The sequence below is a fragment of the Phenylobacterium sp. genome, assembly GCF_019636135.1.
Lineage (GTDB): Bacteria > Pseudomonadota > Alphaproteobacteria > Caulobacterales > Caulobacteraceae > Phenylobacterium.
On record NZ_JAHBYD010000005.1, the window covers coordinates 1 to 19,104 of the forward strand.

Sequence of the window (19,104 nt, forward strand, 5' to 3'; positions counted from 1 at the left end):
CCCAAGGCCGGCGGCCCGCACGCGCTGCTGCGCTACGCCGTGGAGCGGGCCGTCAGCGTCAACATCACGGCCCAGGGCGGCGACCCCGCGTTGCTCAACCTGGACGCCTGAGACCGAGCTCTCCCCCGAGGAGGCCATCCCGGACCTGACCGCGCGGGCGGACGGGGCCGGGACGGCCGTCGGCGGATCAGAGCAGCCGCGACGGGCCGAGGTCGGCGGCGGTGACGCCTTGCGCCTTCAGCGCCGCGTGGATGTCGCCGGTCGTGGCCAGCGCGGCGGCGGCCATGGCGAGGGCCGGGGCGGTCTGGATGCCGTAGCCGCCCTGGCCCGCGAGCCACAGGAAGGCGGGCTCGCGCGGGTCGGGGCCGACGACGGGGATGCGGTCGGGCGCGAAGGTGCGCAGGCCGGCCCAGCGGTGGGCCACGCGGCGCACGGTCTCGGTCGTGGCCTGCTCGAAGGCGTCGACGGCGATGGCGACGTCCATCTCGTCGGGCTGGGCGTCGCAGGGCTCGCTGGGCGTCTCGTCGGCGGGCGACAGCATCAGGCCGCCGCCGTCGGGCCGGAAGTAGAACGTCTCCTCCACGTCGATGACGAAGGGCCAGTCGGCGAGGCCGTCCTTCATCGCCGGCTCGATCTTGAGCGCGGTGCGGCGGAGCGGCGTGAGCCCCAGGTCGCCGAGCCCCGCCAGGCGGCCGACCTCCCCCGCCCAGGCGCCGGCAGCGTTCACGACGGCGTCGGCCCGGAACTCGCCTACGGGCGTGCGCACGCGCCAGCCTCCGGCGACGCGGTCGAGCCCCGTGACGCGGGCCCCCGTGACGAGCTGCGCCCCGCGGGCCTTCGCCAGGCGCAGGAAGCCCTGCAGCACGGCGTCCACGTCGATGTCGGCGGTGGCCTCGTTGATCGCGCCCGACCAGTCGATCCCGGGCCGCAGGATCGGCGAGAGCCGCAGGATCTCCTCGCGCCCTACGGGGCGCAGCGCCGAACCGTGCGTCTCCAGCATGGCCGCCAGCGCTTCGGCCTGCTCGGGCCGGGCGATCTCGAGCTCGGCGCGCGGGCGCACCAGCGGGTGCTCTGCGAAGCCGGCCGGCGGGTTCCAGAAGAAGTCGCGGCTGGCGCGGGTGGCGGCGCAGACGATGGGGTGGCCGTAGGTGTCGATGTAGCTCGCGGCCGAGCGGCCGGTGGTGTGATAGCCAGGCTGGTCCTCGGCCTCGAGGATCGCGACCGGCCCGTGCTCGGCCAGGAAGGCGGCGGCCGAGGCGCCGGCCAGGCCCGCGCCGATGACGATGAAACGGCTCTGCATCCGTCCCTTCTGCGGCGCCGGCGCGCCCGCGTCCACGCAGCCGAACGGCTCCGCTTGCGTTGAACAGGTCGGGATAGTCGAGGGACAGGGATCTTGACGCTTCAGCAGGCGCTGGCGTTCGCGCTGGTGGGCGCGACGATCGTCGGCTTCATCTGGGGCCGCTGGCGCTACGACGCGGTCGCGCTCGGGGCGTTGCTGGTCGGCGTGGCGCTGAACGTCGTGCCGGCGAAGGCGGCGTTCGACGGGTTCAGGAACGACATCACCGTGATCATCGCCTGCGCCCTGGTGGTGAGCGCGGCGTTCGCCAAGTCGGGCGTGGTGGAGGCGGTGCTGCGGCCGATCCTCGGCCGGCTGAAGGGCCAGGCCTCGCAGGTGGCGCTGTTCGCCGGCGCCGTGACCCTGCTCTCCATGGTGACCAAGAACGTGGGCGCGCTCGCGATCATGCTGCCCATCGCGCTGTCGGTGGCGAAGCGGACGGGCACGCCGCCGTCGCGGCTGCTGATGCCGATGTCGTTCGGGGCGCTGCTGGGCGGCACGGTCACGCTGGTCGGCACCTCGCCCAACATCATCGTCAGCCAGGTGCGCGAGGAGGTGCTGGGCCGGCCGTTCGGCATGTACGACTACGCGCCGGTGGGCCTGGGCGTGACGGCGGCCGGGCTCGCGTTCCTGGTGGTGGGCTTCCGGCTGCTGCCGAAGCACCGGCCGACGCCGGAGACGATGGACGCCGCACTGGCGGCCAACCCCTACGTGACCGAGGTGGAGATCCCGGGAAGCTGGGACATGACGCGGGCGACCACCGTGGCCAAGCTGGGGCGCATCGCGCAGGGCGACGTGCGCGTGCTGGCGCTGCTGCGCGAGGGGGAGCGCCACGCCCCGCCGCACCCCAACGTGCGGCCGCGGACCGGCGACGTGCTGCTGCTGGAGGGCGAGCACCAGGCGCTGGACGACCTGATCGCGCGGCTGAAGCTCCGGATCACCCGCGCCGACCGCCCCATCGTGATCGAGACCCCCACCGAGGAGGCGCGGGTGGTCGAGGCGGTGATCGGGCCGGACTCGCCGCTGGTGGGCCATTCGGTGCGCGAGGCCGACCTGCACACGGCGCACGGGCTGAAGCTGCTGGCGGTGAGCCGCACCGGCTATCGCATCTCGAGCGCGCTGCGGACCCTGAAGCTGCGCGCTGGCGACATCGTGGTGCTGGAGGGCTCGGAACGGACGCTGCCGGGCGCGATGAAGATGCTGGGCTTCCTGCCGCTGGCCGAGCGCGAGGTGCGGCTGGGCGGCATCCGCCACACCTGGGGCCCGCCGCTGATCCTGGCCGGCGCCATGGTGCTGGTGGCGTTCCAGGCCGTGCCGGTGGCCATCGCCTTCTTCGCCGCGGCCATGCTGATGATCGCCATCGGCGCGATCCGGATGCGCGAGGCCTATGCGGCGCTGGACGGGCCGCTGCTGGTGCTGATCGCCGCGCTGATCCCGGTCTCGGACGCGATCCGCGCGACCGGCGGGGCGGACCTGATCGCCCAGACGCTGGCCCACCTGTTCCAGGGGCGTCCGCCGATCCTGGCGCTGGGCGCGGTGATGGCGGTGGCGATGGCGGCGACCCCGTTCCTGAACAATGCCGCCACGGTGCTGATCGTGGCCCCCATCGGGGCCAGCCTCGCCAAGCTGCTGGGCCTCAACCCCGATCCGTTCCTGATGGCGGTGGCGATGGGCGCGGCCTGCGACTTCCTCACGCCCATCGGCCACCAGTGCAACACCCTGGTCATGGCGCCGGGCGGCTACCGCTTCGGGGACTATCCACGCCTCGGCGCGCCGCTGACGCTGCTGGTGCTCGTCGCCGGCACGGCGCTGATCGCGCTGGTATGGCCACTGGCGGGGTAGGTGTTCACAAGCTCGTGAATCGGGTCGCCGTTAAGGAATCCCGTCCGAGACGGGCGGGGTGCGCGTTAAGGTCTCGTTAGCGAAAAAGTCTGTGCGCGAGCGGGCCCCCTCATTGACGAGTCAAACGACCAATGGCCCCATATGTGGGTTGTCGCGGCGCAGGCCGACACAACATGTAGGGGCTGGAGGCGGGCTGGGGAGACGACCCCGCTTCCGACGAGAGCGGGTCGAGGGACATGAGCGAAGCGGCGAAGGTTGGGATTGCCGAGACTTCTGAGCGGGTTGCGCCGTCGCAGCCGGTGCGGCCGCAACTGCAACTGGTGCGCAAGGTCGAGGTCGACCGGTCGCGCGACGCGCTGCTGACCGACTTCGGCAAGACCACGCTGGAGGATCGCTACCTGCTGCCCGGCGAGAGCTACCAGGACATGTTCGCCCGCGTCGCGACCGCGTTCGCCGACGACGCCGACCACGCCCAGCGCATCTACGACTACATCTCGCGCCTGTGGTTCATGCCGGCGACGCCGGTGCTGTCGAACGGCGGCGCCCAGCGGGGCCTGCCGATCTCCTGCTTCCTGAACGCGGTGCCCGACAACCTCGAAGGCATCGTCGGCGTCTGGAACGAGAACGTGGCGCTGGCCTCGAACGGCGGCGGCATCGGCACCTACTGGGGCGGCGTCCGCTCGATCGGCGAGAAGGTGAAGGGCGCGGGCCAGACCAGCGGCATCATCCCCTTCATCCGCGTGATGGACTCGCTCACGCTGGCGATCAGCCAGGGCTCGCTACGCCGTGGCTCGGCGGCGGTCTACCTCGACGTCCACCACCCCGAGATCGAGGAGTTCCTCGAAATCCGCAAGCCCAGCGGCGACTTCAACCGCAAGAGCCTGAACCTCCACCACGGCCTCAACATCACCGACGAGTTCATGGAGGCGGTGCGCGACGGGGCCATGTTCGGCCTGCGCTCGCCCAAGACCGGCGAGGTGATCCGCGAGGTCGACGCCCGCTCGCTCTGGCAGAAGATCCTGGAGATCCGCCTGCAGACCGGCGAGCCCTACCTGATCTTCTCCGACACCGTGAACCGCATGATGCCGCAGCACCAGCGCGATCTCGGCCTCACGGTACGCCAGTCGAACCTGTGCAGCGAGATCATGCTGCACACCGGCAAGGACCACCAGGGCCTGGAGCGGACCGCCGTCTGCTGCCTCTCGTCGGTCAACGCCGAGACCTTCCTGGAATGGCGCGACCATCCGACGTTCGTCGAGGACGTCATGCGCTTCCTCGACAACGTGCTGGAGGACTTCATCGTCCGCGCGCCCCCCGAGATGAAGAACGCGGTCTACGCCGCGCGCCGGGAACGGTCCGTGGGCCTCGGCCTCATGGGTTTCCACTCGTTCCTGCAGAGCCAGAACGTGCCCTTCGAGAGCGCGATGGCCAAGAGCTGGAACATGCGCCTCTTCAAGACGCTGCGCCGCCAGTGCGACGCGGCCTCGCGCAAGCTGGCCGCCGAGCGCGGCCCGTGCCCGGACGCGGCCGATCGCGGCGTGATGGAGCGCTTTTCCCACAAGCTGGCGATCGCGCCGACCGCCTCGATCTCGATCATCTGCGGCGGGACCTCGGCCGGCATCGAGCCGATCCCGGCCAACATCTACACGCACAAGACGCTCAGCGGCACCTTCGCGGTGAAGAACCCCTACCTGGAGAAGATCCTCGACGGGGTGGGCCAGAACACGCCCGCGACCTGGGACTCGATCCTGGCCCACGAGGGCTCGGTGCAGCACCTCGACTTCCTCGGCCAGGACGACAAGGACGTCTACAAGACGGCCTTCGAGATCGACCAGCGCTGGGTGGTGGAGCTCGCCGCCGACCGCACGCCCGACATCTGCCAGAGCCAGTCGGTGAACGTCTTCCTGCCCGGCGACGTCGACAAGTGGGACCTGCACATGCTGCACTGGACGGCGTGGGAGCGCGGCTGCAAGTCGCTCTACTACCTGCGCTCCAAGTCGGTGCAGCGGGCCAGCCACGCGGGCGGCGAAGAGGTCGCCGCCGTCGAGATGCAGGTCGAAGGCAGGACCGACTACGAGGAATGCCTGGCCTGCCAGTAGGCCGGCGGGTTCGGAGCGCGGCGAGGACACGCGAACGCCGTAGCCCGGGCGGCGCCTGCATCGATATTCCACGGGCCGCCGCCGGGCCGGCGCGCTAGGTTGACGCCCCGCCCCGACGCAGCCGACTGACGCCCCGTGAGCAAGACCCCGCGCGCCGCCCCGAAAGCCGCGACGAAACAGGGCGGCCTGATCCGCTCGTCGGCGATCTTCGCCGGGCTGACGATGGTCAGCCGGGTCATGGGCCTAGTGCGCGACCTCGTGATCACCGCGCGCCTGGGCGCCAGCCAGACCATCGCGGCCGACGCCTACTATACCGCGCTGGCCTTCCCGAACCTCTTCCGCCGCATCTTCGCCGAGGGCGCCTTCGCCGCGGCCTTCGTGCCGATGTACTCGCGGAAGCTCGCGGGCGCCCAGGGTGAGAAGGGGGGCGAAGAGGACGCCGACCGCTTCGCCTCCGACGCCGCGGCCACGGTCGCCGTCGCCACCGTCGCGGTGATGCTGGCCGCCCAGCTCGCGATGCCGTGGCTGATGTACGTGATCAACCCGGGCTACGCGGACGACCCGGCCAAGTTCCGGCTGTCCTGGATGCTGACCCAGGTGACCATGCCCTACCTGCCCTGCATGGCGCTGGCGGCGCTCTACTCCGGCGTCCTGAACGCGCGGGGCCGCTTCATCGTCTCCGCCGCCTATCCGACCATCCTCAACCTCGTCATGCTGGCGATGGTGCTGCCGCAGCACGACCCGGTGCAGGCGGCGTGGTGGGCCTCGGCGGGCGTGGTGATCGCCGGGATCGGGCAGGCGGGCATCTGCTGGTGGGGCGCGCGGCGCACCGGCGCGCGGCTGCGCCTGGTCCGGCCCCGCCTGACGCCCGAGATGCGGAGCCTGATCAGGCTCGCGGTGCCGGCGGCCGTCGCCAACAGCGCCACCCAGATCAACATCTTCATCTCCGGCATCCTCGCCTCGCAGATCGCCGGCATGCGCGTCTGGATGACGGTGGCCGACCGCCTCTACCAGCTCCCCATGAGCCTGGTGGGCGTCGCCATCGGCGTGGCCCTGCTGCCGCGCCTCTCGCAGTCCCTGCAACGCGACGACCACGACGACGCCCAGGCCGCCATGGACCAGGGCGTGGTCTTCGCGCTCGCCCTCAGCCTGCCCGCCGCCGCGGCCCTGATGGCGCTGCCCGTCTGGCTGATCGACGGCTTCTTCACCCGCGGCGAGTTCACGCTGAAGGACGCCGAGGCGACCGGCGCGCTGCTCTTCCACTACGGCTGGGGCGTGCCCGCCTTCGTGCTGCTGCGCATCCTCCAGCCCGCCTTCTTCGCGCGGCAGGACACGAAGACGCCGATGCGATTCTCGCTGATCTCGGTGGCGGTGAACATCGGCCTGGGCGTCGGCCTCTTCTGGCTGCTGGGCTTCCAGGGCGTGGCGATCGCCACCTCCGTGGCCGCCTGGGTCACGGTCGCACAGATGTGGGTCACGCTCACCCGTCGCGACGTCTGGAGACCCTCGGCCCGCGCCGCCGGCAAGATCGTGCGCGTGGCCGTGGCCAGCGCGGCGCTGGGCGCCATCCTCTTCGCCGCCGCCCTCTTCCGCCCGCAGATCGAGGGCGTCATCGGCGGCGTCCTGCCCGGCGGCCACGGCGCCAAGGAGATCGCCATCCTGCTGGTCTCGGCCATGGGCCTCGCGCTCTACCCGGCCCTCCTCTTCGCCTCCGGCGGCATCACCCCCGCCGAAGCCCGCGCCGCCTTCCGCCGCCGCAAGGGCGACCCGGCCGCGACGCCGGCGGACATGGGGTAGCAACCTCCTCTCCCTCCCGCCCCCTTCCGGAACGTCATCCCCGGCCCTGTGCCGGGGATCCATGGTTCAGCCGACTAGGCGCCCGGTATTGGGCCGCGCCGCGCGGCCCAACCCCCAACTCAAGGCCAGCGGACGGATGGATCCCCGGCACAGGGCCGGGGATGACGTTCCTTGGGGGTGTGGGTTGTGATCCTGCCCTCGACCCGCTATCCACCGCCCATGGTTCTTCTCACCTGGCGATGGCGCTGATCGGCTGACCCGTCCATTCGGGCCTTGCGCCCGCACGTCCGTTCCCTAGAGAAGCCAGTCCCATGACCGACCAAGCCCCAGCCCCCTACGCGGGTCCTGAACGCGTGCTCTCGGGCGTCCAGCCCACGGGCGACCTGCACCTCGGCAACTACCTCGGCGCGCTGGTGAAGTTCGCGCGCCTGCAGCACGAGATCGAGACCTTCATCTTCGTGGCCGACATGCACGCCATCACCGAGTTCCAGGACCCGGCGAAGCTGAAGAACCAGGTACGCGAGATCGCCGCCGCCTACCTGGCCACCGGCCTCGACCCCAAGGTCGCCACCATCTTCGCCCAGTCGGCCGTGCCCGAGCACGCCGAGCTGGCGTGGGTGTTCAACTGCGTCGCCCGCCTCGGCTGGGTCGACCGCATGACCCAGTTCAAGGACAAGGCCGGCAAGCACAAGGAGCGCTCGTCGGTGGGCCTCTACACCTACCCGGTGCTCCAGGCGGCCGACATCCTGATCTACAAGGCCACCAAGGTGCCGGTGGGCGAGGACCAGCGTCAGCACCTCGAACTCACCCGCGACATCGCCCAGAAGTTCAACAACGACTTCGGGGCTCCCGGCTACTTCCCGCTCCCCGAGGCCCTGACCCAGGGCCCTGGCGCGAGGGTGATGAGCCTGCGCGACGGCACGGCCAAGATGAGCAAGTCCGACCCGTCGGACCAGTCGCGCATCAACCTGACCGACGACGCCGACGCCATCGCCGCCAAGGTCCGCAAGGCCCGCACCGACCCCGATCCGCTACCCGAGACGACCGAGGGCCTGGAAGGCCGCGCCGAGGCGAAGAACCTCGTGGCGATCTACGCCGCCCTGGCCGGGACCACCGAAGCCGCGGTGCTCACCGAGTTCGCCGGCCAGGGCTTCGGCGCCTTCAAGCCCAGGCTCGCCGACCTGGCCGTCTCGGTCATGGGCCCCATCGGCGGCGAGATGCGCCGACTGCTGGCCGACCCGGCCGAGATCGACCGCATCCTCGGCGCCGGCGCGGCGCGGGCGCGCGAGCTGGCGGCCCCGACCATGGCCGAGGTGCGGAAGCTCGTCGGCTTCTGGGCGGGCTAATCCCCACCGGACGAGTGGGCTTGCGCGCGAACGCCGTCCGGCGCACCGTCCGGCCATGAGCGTGCGGCGCAAGTTCCTCGTGGTGGCGGATGAGACCCCGGAGTTCCAGACGGCGCTCCGGTTCGCCTGCCGCCGCGCGCGCTCCACGGGCGGCTATGTGGCGCTGCTGAAGGTGATCACCCCGGCCGTCTTCGAGCACTGGTCGGGCGTGCGCGAGGAGATCGCGCGGCAACTGCGCCAGGAGGCCGAGGCCGAGCTGCAGCAGGTGGCCGAGTACGTCCAGGCCGAGACCGGCCTGCCGCCCGAGTTCCTGATCAAGGAGGCCGACTCGACGCGCGCGGCACTGAAGGCCGTGCTGACCGACGATCCGGACATCAAGATCATGGTGCTCGCCGCCGCGGTCGGCGGCCGCGGCCCGGGCGCACTGGTCGGCGCCATCGCCAAGGACGGCGTCACCTTCGGCGCCCGCAAGGTTCCCGTGACCATCGTCCCGGGCGACCTCACCGACGACGAGATCGCCGACCTCGCCTGATTCCCTCCCTTAATGGGGAGGGACAGGCCGCGCAGCGGCCAGGGTGGGGCAGTGTGGGCCGGAACTGGGCGGGTTGAGGTTAGCCAATCCCCAAACGCCGGCGCTCAGGGTCAGGCTTCCCCACCCTGGCGCCTGCGGCGCCTGTCCCTCCCCATTAAGGGAGGGAAGACTTGATGTAGGCGTCGACCCGCGTCTCCAGCACGTCCAGCGGCAGGGCGCCGGCGGCCAGGACCGCCTCGTGGAAGGCCTTGATGTCGAACTTCGGCCCCAGCGCCGTCTCCGCCCTGGCGCGCAGTTCCGAGATCTTGAGCTGCCCGATCTTGTAGCTGGTCGCCTGGCCCGGCCCGGTGAAGTAGCGGTCGACCTCGCGCACGGTGTCGATGTCGGAATTCAGCGTGTTGGCCTTCATGTAGGCGATGGCCTGCTCGCGGGTCCAATGCTTGGCGTGGATGCCGGTGTCGAGCACCAGCCGCACCGCCCGCCAGATCTCCAGCGAGAGGCGGCCGAAGTCGTCGTAGGGGTCCTGGTAGAAGCCCGCCTCCTTGCCCAGCTTCTCGGCGTAGAGGCCCCAGCCCTCGGTGTAGGCGCCGAAGTACGAGAGCCGGCGGAACAGCGGCAGGTCGGCCTGGGCCTGGGCGCGGGCGATCTGGAAGTGATGCCCCGGCGCGCCCTCGTGGTAGGCGATGGCCGGCAACTGCACCTTCTGCACCTGGTTCATGTCGGTCAGGTTCACGTAGAAGATCCCCGGCCGCGACCCGTCCTGCGCGCCCGGGCTGTAGAAGGCGGTGGACGCGGTCTTCTCGCGGAACGGCTCGACGGCGCGCACCTCCAGTTGCTGCTTCGGCAGCACCGAGAACTGCCTGTCGGCCACCGTCATGTAGTCGGCGATGATCTTCTTGGCGTCGGCCAGGTACTGCTGCTTGCCGGCCTCGGTGTTCGGGTAGTGTGTCCTGGGGTCCTTCTGCACGAAGGCGAAGAAGTCCTCGAGCGTGCCCTTGAAGCCGACCTTGGCCTTCACGGCCTCCATCTCGCGGCGGATGCGCGCCACTTCGGCGAGGCCCGTCTGGTGGATCTGGTCCGGCGTCAGCTCGGTGGTCGTGAAGAACCGCACGGTGTCGGCGTAGAAGGCGTCGCCGTCGGGCAGCGCCCAGACGCCGTGTACGGTGGTGGCCTTCTTCTGCATCGCCTGCAACGAGGCGATGTAGCGTTCGTAGCCGCGCTTCCACGGCCCCTTCAGCGCCGCTTCCCCGTCGGCGAGCAGCTTCTGCTTCGTGGCGTCGTCGGCCTTCAGCGCGGCGACCTTGCCCTTGAAGTCGGCCCAGACCGGGTGGTCGGCCCCGCCGTCGAACGGCGCGCCCCTGATCTGGTTCTGGGCGTCGGGGATCACCCGGCCGAACACGAACGACGGCGGCAGGAAGCCCTTGGCGGTGCGCTGGTCGATGTCGTCGCTGACCTCGCCCGCGACGCGCTCGACGGCCTTCAGGCGCGAGACGTAGGCCTCGGCGTCGGCGACGCTCGCCACCTTGTGCGCGTTGATCAGCAGGATCGGCACGCCGTCCAGCGCGCTGCCGTTCGAGGTGACCGCGTAGGCCTGCCAGTACCACTTCAGCAGGGTCTGCTGGACCAGCACGTTGCGCGCGAAGAGGTCGTAGCTGAGCTGGCTGGCCGGCGAGAGCTTCGCGCGGTCGAAGTCGGCCTTCATCTTCGCGAGCTGCTTCTCGGCCAGCGCCACCGCCTTGACGTTGCCCTCGCGGGTGTAGTCGCCGAGCTCGCCGTAGCGCATCTTCACCCCGAACTGGGTCATCTGCTCGGGGCTGAGCATGCCGGCCTCCAGGAACGAGGCCTGGAAGAAGGCGGCGAGGCGCGCGTCCTCTGACTGTGCGGCGGCGGGCGCGGCGGCGGGCTGGGCGACGGCGGCCGGCGCGGCGATCAGGGCCGTGGCGAGGGCCAGGGCGGAGCAGGCGGTGCGGAACATGCGGTCCCCAACTTGTTCAGGCCCGAAGGCTTAGGGCCCGCCCCGGCCCGGCGTAAAGGCCTGCTGCGACGCGCGGCCGCTTGCGCGCGTCGCAGCGAAGCGCCACATCTCGGAGCATGTTCATCCAGACCGAAGCGACGCCGAACCCCGAGGTCCTGAAGTTCCTGCCCGGCCGCACCGTGCTCGGCGAGGGCACGCGCGACTTCCGCTCGCCCGAGGAGGCCGCCGCCTCGCCGCTGGCGGCCGAGCTGTTCGGCGTCACCGGCGTGACCCGGGTGTTCTACGGCCCCGACTTCATCACCGTCGGCAAGCACGCCTCGGTCGACTGGCCGCTGGTGAAGGCGCCGATCCTGGCGGCCATCATGGACCACTTCACCGCGGGCCGGCCCCTGTTCGCGGAGGGCGCGGAAGCCTCGGCCGGCGACCACGACGGCGGCGAGTACGAGGGCGAGACCGCCCAGATCGTCGCCGAGATCAAGGACCTGCTCGACACCCGCATCCGCCCGGCCGTGGCGCAGGACGGCGGCGACATCCTCTTCAACCGTTTCGACGTGGCGACCGGCGTCGTCTGGCTGAACATGCGCGGCGCCTGCTCGGGTTGCCCGTCCTCCTCGGCGACGCTGAAGGCCGGCGTCGAGAACATGCTGAAGCACTACGTTCCCGAGGTCACCGCGGTCGAGCAGGCGCTTTGACGCCGCGGGCGAACCGGCTACCCACCCCCTGAATGATCGTCCTCGGGCTCGACACCTGCCTGAACGCCTGCTCGGTCGCCGTCCTCGACGGCGAGCGCGTGCTGGCGCATGCGTCGGAGGCCATGGCCCGGGGCCACCAGGAGCGGCTGGCCCCCATGGCGCAGGCGGTGATGGCGCAGGCGGGCCTTGCCTTCGACCGGCTGGACCGCATCGGCGCCACGGTCGGGCCGGGCTCGTTCACCGGTCTGCGGGTCGGCGTCGCCTTCGCCAAGGGGCTGGGCTCGGCGCTCGGCGTCCCCGCCGTCGGCGTCGACACGCTGGAGGCCCTGGCCGCCGAGACCCGCGGCCTCGTCGCCGCCGCCCTCGATGCGCGCCGCGACCAGGTCTACCTGCAGGTCTTCGAGGACGGCCACGCCCTGATGGCGCCCGACGTGCTGCCGGTGGGGACCGCCCACGCCCGCGTCGCCGAGCTCGCCGCCGGCCGCGACCTGACGCTGGTGGGCTCCGGCGCGCCGATCCTGGCGCGGTCCGGCGACGCGACCCTCATCCCCGAGGGCTGCGACGCCCGCCATGTGGCTCGCCTGGCCGCCGCGAAGGCCGCGACGCCGATCCGGCCGCTCTACCTGCGCGCGCCCGACGCCAGGCTGCCGGGCGGGATCGCCCCGCCTTGAAGCTGACCGCCGCCACGCCCGCCGACGCCCCGGCCATGGCCTCGGCCCACGCCCAGGCCTTCGATACGCCCTGGGACGAGATGGACTTCGAGGACCTGCTCGACGGCGAGGGCGTCTTCGGCTTCCTCGTCCGGGGCGAGGACCCCGCCGGCGTCCTGATCTGCCGCGCCATCGCCGGCGAGGCCGAGATCCTGACCGTGGGCGTGGCCCCCTGGGCGCGGCGCCAGGGCGTGGCGCAGGCGCTGATGGCCGCCGCCATCGGTGCGGCGCGCGGCGCCGGCGCGGCCGACATGTTCCTGGAGGTCGACGTCGACAACGCCCCGGCCGTGACCCTCTACGAACGCCTCGGATTCGTGCGTACGGGCCTGCGCAGGGACTACTACGACCGCGGCGCGGCGGGTCGCGCCGACGCGCTCGTGATGCGTCTCGACCTTACGTCACAGGCCCTCTAGACCTATTCTCTGCGACTGGAGGAATCGGCACGTGTCGGACCGCATCGAGAAACTCTGCCTCGAAAAGAACATGCGCATGACCGAGCAGCGCCGGGTCATCGCGCGCGTGCTCTCCTCGGCCGACGACCACCCCGACGTGGAGGAACTGCACCGCCGCTCCCACGCCGTGGACCCGCACATCTCCATCGCCACGGTCTACCGCACGGTGCGCCTGTTCGAAGAGGCCGGCATCATCGACCGCCTCGATTTCCGCGACGGCCGCTCCCGCTACGAGGAGCACACCGACGAGCACCACGACCACCTGATCGACATGAAGACGGGCAAGGTCATCGAGTTCGTCGATCCCGAGATCGAGGCGCTGCAAGAGGTCATCGCCAAGAAGCTCGGCTACAAGCTGGTGGATCACCGGCTGGAGCTCTACGGGCTGCCGATCGAGGACTAGGACGACTCCACATTCAACGACCAAACCTCGGTCACCCGCGCCACCTTCTCCCGCAGGGGGAGAAGGAAAGTAGCAACTCTCGCTGAAAATGGACGGGTGCTAGCGCCGCGACCTTAGCAGGCCGCGGATGGAGTAGACGGCGAATGCGATGAAGGCCGCGTCCAGCAGGCCAATCTGAACCTGGATCGGGTTACGCTCGAAAAGCGATCGGTCGAGCAATGAGCCGGCCAGAAAGAGCGTACAGAAGCCTGCCCCGATGACGGCGACTATGGCCGCATAGGTCCCGCTCAGGCGAACTAGCCATGCGCTCCGCCGCTTCTGTTCCGGTGTCATGTGCAGCAATCTACCTTAGTCGCAGCCTAGATTCTGCTTGGCTGGTCCGCATCGCAGACATTGCGCGCGTCCCTTCGCGTCCCCATAACCCCGCCATGTCCGAGCCCGCGCCCGCAAAGCGCCTCTACATCAAGACGTACGGCTGTCAGATGAACGTCTACGACAGCGAGCGCATGGCCGACGTCCTTGCGCCGCTGGGTTATGGGATGACGGACGATCCCACCGACGCCGACCTGGTGGTGCTCAACACCTGCCACATCCGCGAGAAGGCGACCGAGAAGGTCTATTCCGAGCTCGGCAAGATCCGCGAGATGCGCGACGAGCGCATCGCCGGCGGCGGCGCGCGCATGACCATCGCGGTCGCCGGCTGCGTCGCCCAGGCCGAGGGCGAGGAGATCATGCGCCGCCAGCCGGCCGTGGACCTGGTCGTGGGCCCGCAGGCCTACCACCAGCTTCCCGAGCTGATCGCCCGCGCGCACCGCGCCCGCGGCGAGCGGCTGGCCGCCGATTTCGCGCCCGACGAGAAGTTCGACGCGCTCCCGGCCACGCGCCGGCCGACCGGCGTCTCGGCGTTCCTGACCGTGCAGGAAGGCTGCGACAAGTTCTGCACCTTCTGTGTCGTGCCCTACACCCGCGGCGGCGAGTGGAGCCGCCCCGCCGACGCCATCGAGGCCGAGGCCCGCGCCCTGGCCGCCAAGGGCGTCCGCGAGGTCACCCTCCTGGGCCAGAACGTCAACGCCTATGACGGTGAAGGGGGCCTCGCCGCCCTGGTCCGCCGGCTGGCCAGGATCGAGGGCCTCGACCGCATCCGCTACACCACCAGCCACCCGCGCGACATGGACGACGCCCTGATCGCCGCCCACGCGGACGTGCCGGAACTGATGCCCTACCTGCATCTTCCGGTGCAGGCGGGGTCGGACAAGGTGCTGAAGGCCATGAACCGCGCGCACACGGCCGAGAGCTACGTGCGCCTGATCGAGAGGATCCGCCGCCACCGGCCCGACATCGCCATCAGCGGCGACTTCATCGTGGGCTTCCCCGGCGAGCGCGACGCGGATTTCGAGGCGACGCTGCAGCTCGTCCGCGAGGTCGGCTATGCGAGCTGCTTCTCGTTCAAGTATTCGCGCCGCCCCGGCACGCCCGCCGCCGCCATGCCGGGCCAGGTCGCCGACGCGGTGAAGGACGAGCGCCTCGCCCGTCTGAACACCCTGCTGGACGAACAGCGGATGGCCTTCAACGCCGCCACGGCGGGCCGCACCGTGAACGTCCTCTTCGAGAAGGCCGGCCGCCATCCGGGCCAGCTCATCGGCAAGAGCCCCTACCTCCAGGCCGTCCACGTGACCGCGCCGGATCGCATGCTGGGCCGGATCGTTCCGGTGAAGGTGGAGGCCGCCAACCCGAACAGCCTGGCCGGCGTGCTCGAGATGGAACCCGCGTGAGCCGCGCCCCTGAATTCATCCAGCTCAGCGACGTCGCCGCGCGCGCGGTGGCGGGCGCCAACAGCCGCCATGCCGCCCTGATCGAGGACGCCTTCGGCGTGCTGGTCGAGACGCCGGGCGGCGGTGTCTCGCTGTCGGGCGATGCGAAGTCGCGCGGGCAGGCGAAGAAGGCCGTGCAGGCCATCGCCGCGCGCGCCGACCGGGGCCTGGAGATCGGCGAGGCCGACGTGCGCGTGGCCATCGGCCAGGCGCGGACCGGCGGCCAAGGGGGCGTAGGCGGCGGTGTGGGCGACCCGCTGCCCATCGGCCGCCGCGGCCAGGTGGCGCCGAAGACGCCGACCCAGGCGAACTACCTGAAGGCCCTGACCGAGTGCGAGCTGGTGTTCGGCCTCGGCCCCGCCGGCACCGGCAAGACCTTCCTGGCCGTCGCGCACGGCGCGGGCATGCTGCTGCGCGGCGCCGTCGACCGCCTGATCGTCTCGCGGCCGGCCGTCGAGGCGGGCGAGCGCCTGGGCTTCCTGCCCGGCGACATGAACGAGAAGGTCGACCCCTACATGGCGCCCGTGTGGGAGGCGCTGACCGACATCCTGGGCGCCGAGCAGCTACGACGCCGCCGCGAGAAGGGCGAGATCGAGGTCGCGCCGATCGCCTTCCTGCGCGGCCGCACGCTCAGCCACGCCTTCGTCATCGTCGACGAGGCCCAGAACGCCAGCCGCGCGCAGATGAAGATGGTGCTGACCCGCCTGGGCGAAGGCGCCCGCATGGCGGTGACCGGCGACCCGACCCAGATCGACCTGCCGAACCCGCGCGACTCCGGCCTGGCCCACGCGGTGGACCTGCTGGAGGGCGTGAAGGGCATCGGCGTCGTCCGCTTCGGGGCCGAGGACGTGGTCCGCCACCCGCTCGTCGAGCGGATCGTGCGCGCCTACGACGAGGACGCGGCCAGGCGCGGGCGCACGGTTTGATCGACGTCGAGATCGAGGACGAGGCCTGGGCGGCGGCGCTCCCGAACGCCGAGGTGCTCGCGCGCGGCTCGGCGCTGGCGGCGCTCGACGCCGAAGACGCCGCGCACGAAGGCGTCACCATCCTGCTGACCGACGACGAGAGCGTGCGCGCCCTGAACGCGCGGTTCCGCCAGCAGGACAAGCCGACGAACGTGCTCAGCTTCCCGGCGCCGCGGAACCCCGAGCTCCATCTCGGCGACCTGGCCCTGGCGTATGGCGTCTGCGCCCGCGAGGCGGCCGAACAGGGCAAGACCCTCGCCCACCACCTGCAGCACCTGGTGGTCCACGGCGTGCTCCATCTATGCGGACACGATCACATGGGCGATGATGAGGCCGAGGTCATGGAAGACCTCGAACGTGCGGTGCTGGCCAGCCTGGGGGTTCCCGACCCCTATGGGGACGCCCAGCCCGGCTAAGGAGAGCATGAGCGACCCTGACCCTTCCAGTCGCAGCGGCCGCCGACGGGGCGGTCTCCTGGGGCTGTTCGACCTGTTCCGGCGCACCGCGGAGGCGGCCGCCGACGAGCTTCCTGAGCCCAGCACCGAGGGTGGCGGCGAGCTGATCACCCAGGCGCGCGCCTTCCAGGACCTGCGCGTCGAAGACGTCATGAAGCCCCGCGCCGACATGGTTTGCGTCGAGCGCGGCTGTTCCTTCGAGGAACTGGTCGCCCGCTTCGTCGAGGCCGAGCACAGCCGCATGCCGGTCTACAGGGAGACGCTGGACGAGCCCGTGGGCGTGGTCCACGTGAAGGACGTCTTCAAGCTGCTGGCGCGCAAGACCCGCCAGCCCAAGCCCGAGGACAAGGTGCTCACCGGCCGCCACAGCCTGGTGCGCGAGGTGCTCTACGTGCCGCCGTCGATGACGGCCGAGCGGCTACTCGCCACCATGCGCGCCAAGCGCATCCACATGGCCCTCGTCATGGACGAGTTCGGCGGCGTCGACGGCCTCGTCACCCTGGAGGACCTGCTGGAATCCCTGGTCGGCGACATCGAGGACGAGCACGACGAGGAAGGCGACCTGGCCTACACGCCGATCGTCAGCGACGACGACGGCTGGATCGTCGACGGCCGCGCGCCGCTGGAGGAGCTGGAGCAGGCCATCGGCGAGGGCGTCGACCTGGCCTCCGAGGACCTCGACGAGGAGATCGACACGGTCGCGGGCCTCGTGAACGCCCTGGCCGGCCGGGTGCCGCAGAAGCGCGAGCGGATCGACCACCCCGACGGCTACACGCTGGAAGTGCTGGCCGCCGACCCGCGGCGGGTGAAGCGGGTGCGCGTGCGCCGCGCCCCGGCCGCCGAACCCACCGAGGCCTGAGGCCTTTGGCCGGGGACGCCAACGCGCCGGTCGGCCCGACGCCGGTTCGGCGGCAGCGCCCCCTCCACCACTTCGTGGTCCCCCTCCCCCGTACACGGGGGAGGTTCGAGACGTCGACCCAGCGAACCTCCCCTGCGAAGCGGGGGAGGGGGACCGCTTGCGGTGGAGGGGGCGCTGCGGCCACACCGGCGCCGGGCGTCCAACCATGAGCCGCTCGCGCTGGTACGCGCCGCTGACCGCCCTGCTGGGCGGGCTGGCCGCGGGCGTCGCGCACCCGCCGTTCGGCATGATCCTGGGCCTCCTGGGCTACAGCCTGATCCTGCTGCGGCTGGAGACGATCCAGGGTCCGAAACCGCTGCGCGCGGCCTTCGGGCTCGGATGGCTGGCGGGCCTCGGCTACTTCGGCGTCTCCACCTGGTGGATCGGCGAGCCGTTCCTGGTGGATTCGCGCACCTACGGCTGGATGGCGCCGTTCGCGATCGTGCTGATGGGCGGCGGGCTGGCGCTGTTCTGGGGCGCCGCCGGGGCGGCCTACCGGGCGCTCAGGCCCCGCAGCGCCTGGAAGCCGCTGGTGTTCGCGGGCGTCTTCGCCGCCGCCGAGTGGCTGCGCGGGCATGTCCTCACGGGCTTCCCCTGGGACCTGGTCGGCGAGAGCTGGCGGGCCGGCAGCGCGCCGTCGCAGGCGGCGGCGCTGGTCGGCGCCTACGGCCTCGGCTGGATCACGCTGGCCATCGCCTCGGCGCCTGCGACCCTGATGCTGCCGGTGCGGCGGCTGGCCCAGGCGGGGCTGATGATCGTCGCGGGCGTGGCGCTGACGGCGCTCTACGCGGGCGGCGCGGGCCGGCTCGCCGCGGCGGCGCGGCCGATCTACGCCAGGGACGCCCCGGTGATCCGCGTCGTGCAGGCCGACATCGACCAGAAGGAGAAGTGGCGGCCCGACAACCTGAACGCCGTCTTCGCCGACTACGAGCGCCTGAGCCAGACGCCGGCCAGGGTCCGCCCCGACATCGTGATCTGGCCCGAGGGCGCGCTGCCCGCGGTGATCGACGACCTGATCGCCGACCCGGGCTGGAGCCGCCGCCTGCGCGAGGTGGTCCAGCCGGGGCAGACGCTCCTGATGGGCGCCAACCGCGCCGAGGCCCACGCGGGCCGCTACCGCTACTACAACACCCTGATCGCCTTCCGGCGCGACGCCGAGGCGCTGCGCGTCTCCGGCTTCTACGACAAGCACCGGCTGGTGCCGTTCGGCGAGTACATGCCGCTGGGCGACTTCGCCCGCGCCATCGGCTTCCGCAGCCTCGTCCACATGGAGGACGACTTCACCGCCGGGCCGAAGCCCCGGCCGCTCGCCGCGCCGGGCCTGCCCGCCGTACAGCCGCTGATCTGCTACGAGGCGCTGTTCCCGGGCTTCGGCGCCGGCGGCAGGCAGCGGCCCCGCTGGATCCTCAACGTCTCGAACGACGCCTGGTTCGGCCGCACCAGCGGGCCGTGGCAGCACCTCAACATCGCCAGCTACCGCGCCATCGAGCAGGGCCTGCCCATCGTGCGCGCCACGCCCACGGGCGTCTCGGCGGTCATCGACGCCCAGGGCCGGGTCATGTCGGGCAAGCAGCTCGGCCTGGGCGGGTTCGGCGTCATCGACGCGCGCCTGCCCGAACCCACCGCGCCGACGCCCTACAGCCGGCTGGGGGACTGGCCGTTCGCGGGACTCCTGGTCCTCTCGGGCCTCGCATGGCTCGCCGGACGCCGGCGTCGGCGCCGCGTGGCCGAGCCTGCGGCGGACCGCACGCTTGGCGCCACATAAGGATTTCTTTATAGGCGGGCGACCCA

The 19,104-nt window shown here is 71.4% G+C and carries 17 protein-coding genes; 14 read left to right on the forward strand and 3 right to left on the reverse strand.

Annotated features, from left to right (window positions below):
- Positions 1-187: 187 nt before the first annotated feature.
- The gene (locus tag KF737_RS04655; RefSeq protein WP_296450835.1) at positions 188-1,300 is read right to left on the reverse strand and encodes an FAD-binding oxidoreductase; all 1,113 of its coding nucleotides are present in this window, start codon (positions 1,298-1,300) and stop codon (positions 188-190) included.
- 93 nt (positions 1,301-1,393) lie between these two features.
- Here KF737_RS04655 and KF737_RS04660 point away from each other — a divergent pair, with 93 nt between their 5' ends.
- The 5 genes from KF737_RS04660 (at position 1,394) to KF737_RS04680 (ending at position 8,952) form a co-directional block, all read left to right on the forward strand.
- Positions 1,394-3,178 carry an SLC13 family permease gene (locus KF737_RS04660; protein WP_296450837.1) on the forward strand — a complete coding sequence of 595 codons (1,785 nt, stop codon included), beginning with the start codon at positions 1,394-1,396 and terminating at the stop codon, positions 3,176-3,178.
- Positions 3,179-3,414: 236 nt separating this feature from the next.
- Positions 3,415-5,277 carry a ribonucleoside-diphosphate reductase subunit alpha gene (locus KF737_RS04665; protein ID WP_296450839.1) on the forward strand — a complete coding sequence of 621 codons (1,863 nt, stop codon included), beginning with the start codon at positions 3,415-3,417 and terminating at the stop codon, positions 5,275-5,277.
- 135 nt (positions 5,278-5,412) lie between these two features.
- A complete protein-coding gene (gene murJ, locus KF737_RS04670) occupies positions 5,413-7,074 on the forward strand; it encodes a murein biosynthesis integral membrane protein MurJ (protein WP_296450841.1) in 1,662 nt (553 codons plus the stop codon).
- 311 nt (positions 7,075-7,385) lie between these two features.
- Entirely contained in the window at positions 7,386-8,420 is a 1,035-nt protein-coding gene (gene trpS, locus KF737_RS04675; RefSeq protein ID WP_296450842.1) for a tryptophan--tRNA ligase, read from the forward strand.
- 55 nt (positions 8,421-8,475) lie between these two features.
- Positions 8,476-8,952, forward strand: coding sequence for a universal stress protein (locus KF737_RS04680; RefSeq protein WP_296450844.1), 477 nt, complete (start codon positions 8,476-8,478; stop codon positions 8,950-8,952).
- A 154-nt stretch (positions 8,953-9,106) separates the two neighbouring features.
- On the opposite strand, the gene KF737_RS04685 is transcribed toward KF737_RS04680, so the two are convergent.
- Entirely contained in the window at positions 9,107-10,927 is a 1,821-nt protein-coding gene (locus KF737_RS04685) for a DUF885 family protein (protein WP_296450846.1), read from the reverse strand.
- Between the two features lie 116 nt (positions 10,928-11,043).
- On the opposite strand from KF737_RS04685, the gene KF737_RS04690 reads away from it, so the two are divergent.
- The 4 genes from KF737_RS04690 (at position 11,044) to KF737_RS04705 (ending at position 13,184) form a co-directional block, all read left to right on the forward strand.
- Entirely contained in the window at positions 11,044-11,619 is a 576-nt protein-coding gene (locus KF737_RS04690; protein WP_296450848.1) for a NifU family protein, read from the forward strand.
- A 35-nt stretch (positions 11,620-11,654) separates the two neighbouring features.
- Positions 11,655-12,290: a tRNA (adenosine(37)-N6)-threonylcarbamoyltransferase complex dimerization subunit type 1 TsaB gene (tsaB, locus tag KF737_RS04695; RefSeq protein ID WP_296451248.1), complete on the forward strand. Its 636-nt coding sequence runs from the start codon at positions 11,655-11,657 to the stop codon at positions 12,288-12,290.
- Complete coding sequence (locus KF737_RS04700; protein WP_296450850.1) at positions 12,287-12,742, forward strand: GNAT family N-acetyltransferase; 456 nt, start codon at positions 12,287-12,289, stop codon at positions 12,740-12,742. Before tsaB ends, KF737_RS04700 begins: the two co-directional genes overlap by 4 nt.
- Before the next feature lie 70 nt (positions 12,743-12,812).
- The gene (locus KF737_RS04705) at positions 12,813-13,184 is read left to right on the forward strand and encodes a Fur family transcriptional regulator (RefSeq protein ID WP_296451250.1); all 372 of its coding nucleotides are present in this window, start codon (positions 12,813-12,815) and stop codon (positions 13,182-13,184) included.
- Positions 13,185-13,283: 99 nt separating this feature from the next.
- Here KF737_RS04705 and KF737_RS04710 read toward each other — a convergent pair whose 3' ends face one another.
- On the reverse strand, positions 13,284-13,517 hold the full coding sequence (locus KF737_RS04710) for a hypothetical protein (protein ID WP_296450853.1): 234 nt from the start codon (positions 13,515-13,517) through the stop codon (positions 13,284-13,286).
- 95 nt (positions 13,518-13,612) lie between these two features.
- Between KF737_RS04710 and miaB the strand changes: the two genes are divergently transcribed.
- The 5 genes from miaB to lnt all read left to right on the forward strand — a co-directional run bounded on the left by miaB (position 13,613) and on the right by lnt (position 19,078).
- Positions 13,613-14,956 (forward strand): tRNA (N6-isopentenyl adenosine(37)-C2)-methylthiotransferase MiaB, encoded by a 1,344-nt coding sequence (gene miaB, locus KF737_RS04715; RefSeq protein ID WP_296450855.1) that lies wholly within the window; start codon positions 13,613-13,615, stop codon positions 14,954-14,956.
- Positions 14,953-15,921, forward strand: a complete 969-nt coding sequence (locus KF737_RS04720) for a PhoH family protein (protein WP_296450857.1) — start codon at positions 14,953-14,955, stop codon at positions 15,919-15,921. Before miaB ends, KF737_RS04720 begins: the two co-directional genes overlap by 4 nt.
- Complete coding sequence (gene ybeY / locus KF737_RS04725) at positions 15,918-16,376, forward strand: rRNA maturation RNase YbeY (protein WP_296450859.1); 459 nt, start codon at positions 15,918-15,920, stop codon at positions 16,374-16,376. The genes KF737_RS04720 and ybeY overlap by 4 nt, the downstream gene beginning before the upstream one ends.
- Positions 16,377-16,383: 7 nt before the next feature.
- Positions 16,384-17,274, forward strand: a complete 891-nt coding sequence (locus tag KF737_RS04730) for a hemolysin family protein (protein ID WP_296450861.1) — start codon at positions 16,384-16,386, stop codon at positions 17,272-17,274.
- 205 nt (positions 17,275-17,479) lie between these two features.
- Entirely contained in the window at positions 17,480-19,078 is a 1,599-nt protein-coding gene (gene lnt / locus KF737_RS04735; protein WP_296450865.1) for an apolipoprotein N-acyltransferase, read from the forward strand.
- Positions 19,079-19,104 lie beyond the last annotated feature (26 nt).

What these genes read in the sequence shown, in the direction of transcription:
- KF737_RS04680 (WP_296450844.1), top strand. Translation starts at nt 8,476, where the DNA reads ATGAGCGTGCGGCGCAAGTTCCTCGTGGTGGCGGATGAGACCCCGGAG.
- KF737_RS04685 (WP_296450846.1), bottom strand. Translation starts at nt 10,927, where the DNA reads ATGTTCCGCACCGCCTGCTCCGCCCTGGCCCTCGCCACGGCCCTGATC.
- KF737_RS04655 (WP_296450835.1), bottom strand. Translation starts at nt 1,300, where the DNA reads ATGCAGAGCCGTTTCATCGTCATCGGCGCGGGCCTGGCCGGCGCCTCG.
- KF737_RS04710 (WP_296450853.1), bottom strand. Translation starts at nt 13,517, where the DNA reads ATGACACCGGAACAGAAGCGGCGGAGCGCATGGCTAGTTCGCCTGAGC.
- lnt (WP_296450865.1), top strand. Translation starts at nt 17,480, where the DNA reads ATGAGCCGCTCGCGCTGGTACGCGCCGCTGACCGCCCTGCTGGGCGGG.
- KF737_RS04690 (WP_296450848.1), top strand. Translation starts at nt 11,044, where the DNA reads ATGTTCATCCAGACCGAAGCGACGCCGAACCCCGAGGTCCTGAAGTTC.
- KF737_RS04665 (WP_296450839.1), top strand. Translation starts at nt 3,415, where the DNA reads ATGAGCGAAGCGGCGAAGGTTGGGATTGCCGAGACTTCTGAGCGGGTT.
- trpS (WP_296450842.1), top strand. Translation starts at nt 7,386, where the DNA reads ATGACCGACCAAGCCCCAGCCCCCTACGCGGGTCCTGAACGCGTGCTC.
- KF737_RS04730 (WP_296450861.1), top strand. Translation starts at nt 16,384, where the DNA reads ATGAGCGACCCTGACCCTTCCAGTCGCAGCGGCCGCCGACGGGGCGGT.
- miaB (WP_296450855.1), top strand. Translation starts at nt 13,613, where the DNA reads ATGTCCGAGCCCGCGCCCGCAAAGCGCCTCTACATCAAGACGTACGGC.
- KF737_RS04705 (WP_296451250.1), top strand. Translation starts at nt 12,813, where the DNA reads ATGCGCATGACCGAGCAGCGCCGGGTCATCGCGCGCGTGCTCTCCTCG.